Here is a 7,040-nt window from a genome sequence, read left to right as displayed (position 1 = left end):
TTTGATATAACCCCTTAAAAATATTGATATTTATACCAAGCGTGATAAGTGTTTTCTACAAATAGCTAGGGTATTTCTTAGGAGTCAGGAGTTATATCATGTTCGGATGAACAGTTATAAATAATTAGGGAGGAGTCATTTCAGTTATCAGTTAACAGTTATCAGTACCTCTGCAATAAGGAGGCTTGAAATATGGAATATTCTCTTTTCTCTTGGTCGATTAGATATGGCGAGGCTTTCTCGCCATCTCTCGATCGCTTTTTATCCCCTTAAAAGGGGAGGCTTGAGACCACAATTTTTCGGTCAGGAGTCAGGAGTCAGGAGAAAAGAATGTATTAGGAGAAAGAAGTGTTTTTATCACTAATTATCCGGACATAGTATGAGGAGTCAGAATGAATAGGTTTGATACATTTTTTTGTGTCCTAAATTATCTTTTTCGTCAAATAAAAATTTCCGATAAAATCTTTTAATAGTGTTTATTATTCGTAACATTCTTTTTTCATGCATGGTATTATATCAAATCCGGTTAATTCGGTATAAAAAAATGTTCACTTCACGAGCGTCATTGCTAAATCTTTCTAAATTCTCTTCCCTCCTGACTCCTGAGGACTTATCTAATTACACCAATGCTACCGGATTTGATATTACTGATAATCCTCACAAGTGCTAAAATGAATTAAGGTTGAAAGTAACTCCCAGAATTGACAAAGAGGATTCATGAAGTCAGCACTCAGAAGTCAGAAATAAAAATTAGTGGGATATTGAAACTCGCCACTAATTTTAATCCGCTCAAATGAAATTTATAGCGGGCTACAGATGAAGTCAGAAGTTTGAAGTGTGTTAGCTCCGCATTCCGCAGGAAAGTCGGAACTAATTCTTAATTAGTTAAAAATTACTGAATCCGAAGACTGAACCTTTAGGAAAAATTTACGCATTCTGACTTTTAACTTGGCTTTTAGGAGTCTTAAACTCTATTTCAACGCCTAGGAAATAGAAAGTAAAATTTTCGGGCAAATTTGCTGAAAAACTTCTGAGGGATAACTTCCTATGTCTGACGGGAGAGTACAGCGATCGAGACTCTTTTACTTATTACTAAAAATTAATAATTTTAGATATGACATATCAAGAAAAATCAGAAAACTTAACTCCATCTAATTCTATTACAGCTATTAATATAATTGAAGATTGTACCAATAAAATTTTGGCTCATATTTTCGATCCTAATATTATTCAGTTTCAAAATAACTCAGATATTCTGAGTGTCAGAGAAAGTCAACTACTAGCAACAGCTATTGAAGATTTACAGATTAACTACAAAAGACAGAAATTATCACTTCTTCAAACAGCGAATATAGATTTTATTCTTGGTCGAGATAATTATGCTAATAGTCAAATAGAGCCAGCATTAACACATTTTAAAAAGAGCAGAGCAATATGGCAAAATGGCACAAAAATTTTACCTGGAGAAATAGCAACTCAACAAAGGAATAATCAACTAGAAAAATTAGGTGCAGTCCAGTTCCATATAGGATTATGTTACTATCATTTAGGCACTTTAAATACCCAGTCAAAACCAAAAAATAATTATTGGCAGCAAGCAAAAGATAATTTCCAGCAAAGCTTAGACTTATTTAGTCAAATAGATCGGCAAGAGATAGTAGCTAAATTTATTAGTAAAAAAGGAGAAGTTCTAAAAAAATTAGAAGCATGGAGCGATTTATATAACCTTGCTCAACAGGCTTTAGATTTACATCTAACTTATGGTAAAGAAGAGCAAATTGCTCAAGATTACGGATTTTTAGCTGAAGCTGCAATGCACGAATCAAAATGGGCACATGCTAGTCAATTAGCAGAGTTAGCAGTTGCCATTCAAAATCAGTCTCTGGGAGAAACTCTAGAAATTGGGGAAGCTGAGAATTCTTACCTCTCAATTTTAACTGAATCTCAGCAGAATTTGAATGAGTGGCAAGCTACTATTAATCAACTAGAAAAAGCGCGACTGCAAACCAACCCACACCATGATTTGCAATCTTATATTTCCATATTAAAAGCATTAAGAAAGCTTTATTTTGAACAAGACGAATATGAAAAATCTGCCCGAATTAAAGAAGAACAATTAAAAATTGAGTATCAGTATGGGTTAAGAGCTTTTGTAGGTATAAATCCATTACAAGCACAACAAGATTCTAATGGTAGTGCCATACTTGCTAGAGAAATTGAAGCTTCCGGTCGCTTAGAAGATGTTAATAAATTAGTAGCAAGAATCAAAAGTAAAGAGCATCAACTAATAGTAATATATGGTGCATCTGGTGTGGGTAAGAGTTCTTTACTTAATGGGGGCTTAATACCTGCTTTACTCCAAGAAAAATTAGACGATAATCAACTAATTCTACCCATACCACTGCAAGTTAATACTGATTGGATTAGAAATCCTGACCCCACAACTTGGAATCTGGAATATGTACTAGAGACATTGGTTAAAAACAATCAAAAAAATAATTTAAAAGTATTAATTTTAGACCAGTTTGAAGAGTTATTTACTGTTTGTCCAACAATAACTCAAAGATTGCCACTTTATCAATTTTTGCGTAATTGTTTAAGTTTAAATTCTGTCAAAGTAATTTTATCCATTCAAACAGATTATTTACATTATTTATTAGAGTGGGAACGCCAAACAAATTTAGAAGCAGTAATTAACCATGAAATTTTATCTAAGGAAACTCTTTACTACATAAATAATTTTTCAGCAAATCATACTCAAGAAATAATCAAAAAATTAACTGAAATCACTCAATTAAATTGGGAATCAGATTTAATTGAGCGAGTGGTAAAAGATTTGAGTGCGACAGAGAATACAGTACGTCCAATTGAATTACAAGTAGTAGGTAATCAACTTCAAACAGAAGAAATTTTAAATATTAAAAAATACCAGAAGCTAGGAGATAATCCACTGCAAAAATTGAAGCAAAAATTTTTAGATACAGCCATTAAAGATTGTGGTTTTCTCAATGAAAGAACAGCCACACTCGTCTTATACTTGTTAACCAATGAAAATGGTACTCGTCCTCTCAAAACTTCTGTTGAATTAGGATCATATTTGTCAACACAAACCAGTAAAATAGATTTAGTTTTAGATGTATTAGTTGCCCAGGGACTTGTTTTACTACTGCCAGATTTACTAGAAAATAATTATCAATTAGCCCATGATTATTTAATTCCATTAATTAGGGAACAGGAAGGAGAAAAATTAATTGCTGAATTGGAGTTAGAAAGAGATTTAGCACAACATAAATTGCTCCAAGAAAGACCTAATAATTTTTTTGATCAAGCAATTGCTTCTATGTTTAGATGGATGCGAATTGATTAGATAATTTATTTTGAACTAAAAAGTTAACCATTGAATATATATAGCAATTATCATACTGGTGAGGTAGAAAATTAGTTAATGGTAAACAAGTAATGATTTTTTCACTTTACCTCCTGACTATGAAATTGATTTAGCAACCAATATCCTTACCGAATAATTAATAATTAATAATTAATAATTAATAATTATTAATTAAATAATTCACCCTTTAAAGCCTCCCCAATAAAAGGGAAAAAGCGGTCGGAAAGCGGAGCATTCCGAAGGATGGGATGGCGAGGTTTCCGTTCCCTCCGGGACGCTACGCGTTTCATGTCGCTCCGCGAAACGCCATATCCAATCGACCAAGAGAGCGGTCGGAAAGCGGAGCATGACCTTAGGATGGGATGGCGTTAGCGGAGCGGCTCTGCAAGAGCGGGTCTCCGTTCCCTCCGGGACGCTACGCGTTTCATGTCGCTCCGCGAAACGCCATATCCAATCGACCAAGAGAGCGGTCGGAAAGCGGAGCAGTCCGTAGGATGGGATGGCGAGGTTTCCCGAAGAATGCAGAGCCGCTCCGCAATTCAAGTCGCTCCGCGTTTCGGCTGTCGCCGACATGAAAAACGCGCGTTGTGCGGAACGCGAAACGCCATATCCAATCGACCAAGAGAGCGGTCGTTTGCGCCGTGAGACGGCGCGGGGTCGCACCCCTTTGTCAAAGGGACATCTCTTCTAAAGTCTTTTAATCACACTTATTATTCGTAACATTCTTTTGTCAAATTGGTATTATACTAACCATCCAACTTTTAGCAATTTGGGATTTAACCCCGGTTGAAAAAAGTGATTATACTACTTTGAAAAAAGAATGCTACAAAAAGGTACATCTCGATCATATAGCAATCCTATTTTATTCCTGTCAAAAATCTTACTGCTTTTTAGGGAACAGGGAACACTTAACTCTTAACAGGTAAGAGCTTCAGTTTTTGTATTTACTTTTTGATTACTCGCAACCTATGCGTGGATTGCTATATATGCTGAAAAATAGCTGCTCCAGTTGATTTTAGATAGCTATATCTATCATTTTCCCCTTCTATCCTATATAACTAAAGCCTTCGTTCTTCTTCCTTACTTCTACCATTTGCAACAAACATTAATCAAATCGTTATTAGGCAAGTCAGTTCTAATAAATAAGAAAAAAAAGTGTATTTCACCCTTGTTTATAAACGCTATAGCATTTATATTTTGGTTGTGTATAAAAGATTCTATAAAAAGGAAATAAGGGTAAAAGTTTCAGTTTTTTTATAGTAATTATTTATCTTAAGTTAATGTTGAACTCAGTTTAATTTAAGGTATGTAGACCATTCTTAAAAAAGCGGTTAGCAGTCAGCAATCAGCAGTCAGCAAGATTATTTTTAATCAGTTATTAAGGGGATTTCAACCCCGACTCAACAATCCTGCTTATAGAAACAGGGGATTTTAACAATCGCTCAAAAAGCTGAAGGCCGAAGTTACGACCCAGGAGGCTAGCTGTTTGTGGAGCATTCCGGTACGGAAATGCTTTTAGCTAATAGCTAGTTAAAATATCAAACTTCTTAATATAGCAGTTTGCCGATTAAGTTATACCAAATTGATAAATGTTTGCTAAAAATAGCTAGGCTATTTCTTATAAGTCAGGTAGTGGAGCCGTCGGTAGGGCGACGTACAGGAGTGAGAATGAATAGGTTTGATACCATTTTTTATGTCGTAACTTATCTTTTTTATCAAATAGACATTTCCGATCGAGTCTTTATAATAGTGATGATTATTCGTAACATTCTTTTTTCAAATTGGTATTATATCATTTTCGATTGAAGTATCAACCTGCTCAAGTTATTTCAAGCAGCTTAGTTTATTTGATTGATTGATGATAATTTCACACCATCAGGTATTTTGACCAGGGGAGGATGTCAATTTTATCAACTGATTTAGTATTAAATATACTTTTTCCAGACCCACGGTTTGGGAATATCTCAACATTAAGTACGACTTCATAGAGAATTTATTTAATAAATAATTAATAACTAAATTACCAGGGCAACTACCCTAATTTACTTTATCTACTTTATCAAGTTTAAATCTGCTATATTTTCCATGATTTTTAGAGTAATAGATTTATGTCTACTAACTATCCAAAACTAAATTATGAAGTCGGAATTATTCTGCAAGTATAGCATAATTTTTAGCTAATTTTTGCTTGTTTATTACTGATTTAAATAGCTTATGAAAACACTAACTAAAATCATCATTAATACTACTTTATTTGCCAGCTTGGGTTTGAGTGCTGTGTTAGCCAAAGCTGGTAATTTAGATAACTTTAAATTTCAATATTTTCATCTCACACAATATCTCAATAATCAAAATAGAGGACTCCAATATGTTCAAGCACAAAATCTCGATCTTGACCCTCAGAAATATAGTCGCATTAATTTAGCTCAACTTTTAGATGGCGGACCGCCCAAAAATGGTATACCTTCTATTGATAATCCCAAATTTGATACTGCTAAAACAACAGCTTTTTCTGCTAATGAAACAGTAATTGGTATCGAAATAAATGGTGAGGCAGTTGCTTATCCTTTTGGCATTATGAACTGGCACGAAATTGTTAACGATACAATAGGAGGAGTTAATATTACTGTGACTTATTGCCCTCTCTGTGACACCATAGTAACATTTGAACGTGGCAGTAAAACTTATGGAGTTTCTGGCAAACTTTATCAAAGTTGTTTGGTGATGTATGACCGTGCCAATGATACTCTTTATGCTCAACCTTGGGCTATTGGTATTATTGGTCAAGATGTTAATCGTAGTTTAAAGAGAATTCCTGCTATTAAAACTACTCTTGGTGCGTGGTTGGCAGCACATCCTAATAGTAAAATTCTCTCTACAGATACAGGTCATAAACGTGACTATTTTAATTATCCTTACGGTAGCTACTATACCGATAAGATGTTAATTTTTCCTGTGAGAAATAAAGGGAAACTTAGGGAACATCCTAAGTCTATTATTAGCTATGTTTGGGAATCAGATGGAGAAACACCTCAAAATTATTTCTCTGGTAGTAGTGTTCAATTTTTACATTCAGAAATGAAGCAATTAGGGGAAAAAATTGTAGAGTTTAATGGGCGAAAAATTCGCGCTAAATGGGATGGTCAAATGGAAACTGTTATTGTTGAAGAACTTGATAGTAAGACTATTCCTAGTTCCACTGCTTTTGCTTTTGTTTATCCTGCATTTTTTGGAGAAAAGTAGTCATTTCAGTTATCAGTTATCAGTTATCAGTACAGACCGCTGAAACTGGTGGCTTGAAAATCGGAATTTTCTTTTTTATGCTCTTAAAAGGGAAGGCTTGAGACCTAATTTTTTGTCAATTATCAACAGAATTTTTCGCTAAAGAAGTAATAATAGGTAGTAAGGAACAGGGAATAGGGAAGAGGCAAGAAGACGCAACTATTTACCACTAATTTGACACTCCCCGCACTCTTCGTGACGGGGATTCTTGGCTCAACGACTCACCATCACTTGACAGGCCAAAACCAACCAAGCCAGAGGGCGTGTCTCCACAAGCGTTGTAAGTTCCGGTGTGCCCCACCGTACATAGTGCTTTTTGTAGGATGTTTCTTGCAGCATTTACATCTCTATCTTGTACATACCCGTATGG

2 protein-coding genes and 1 pseudogene are annotated in these 7,040 nt (G+C 34.7%); 2 read left to right on the top strand and 1 reads right to left on the bottom strand.

All coding sequences use genetic code 11. The annotated features are described in order from the left end of the window. The first annotated feature begins 1,114 nt into the window (after window positions 1-1,114). Both F6K22_RS25610 and F6K22_RS25605 read left to right on the top strand, forming a co-directional pair. Window positions 1,115-3,367, top strand: coding sequence for an nSTAND1 domain-containing NTPase (locus F6K22_RS25610; protein WP_293104506.1), 2,253 nt, complete (start codon window positions 1,115-1,117; stop codon window positions 3,365-3,367). A gap of 2,235 nt (window positions 3,368-5,602) precedes the next feature. Then, entirely contained in the window at window positions 5,603-6,631 is a 1,029-nt protein-coding gene (locus F6K22_RS25605) for a DUF3179 domain-containing protein (protein ID WP_293104503.1), read from the top strand. 208 nt (window positions 6,632-6,839) lie between these two features. Here F6K22_RS25605 and F6K22_RS25600 read toward each other — a convergent pair. After that, a pseudogene (locus tag F6K22_RS25600) lies at window positions 6,840-7,040 on the bottom strand (hypothetical protein); the annotation flags it as partial.

Origin of the sequence: Okeania sp. SIO2F4, assembly GCF_010672385.1 — a bacterium.
Lineage (GTDB): Bacteria > Cyanobacteriota > Cyanobacteriia > Cyanobacteriales > Microcoleaceae > Trichodesmium.
Note: the sequence above shows the minus strand (reverse complement) of the source record. Positions and strands in the feature narration are given on the sequence as shown.

Coding starts and splice junctions, on each gene's coding strand:
- F6K22_RS25610 (WP_293104506.1), top strand. CDS start 1,115: ATGACATATCAAGAAAAATCAGAAAACTTAACTCCATCTAATTCTATT.
- F6K22_RS25605 (WP_293104503.1), top strand. CDS start 5,603: ATGAAAACACTAACTAAAATCATCATTAATACTACTTTATTTGCCAGC.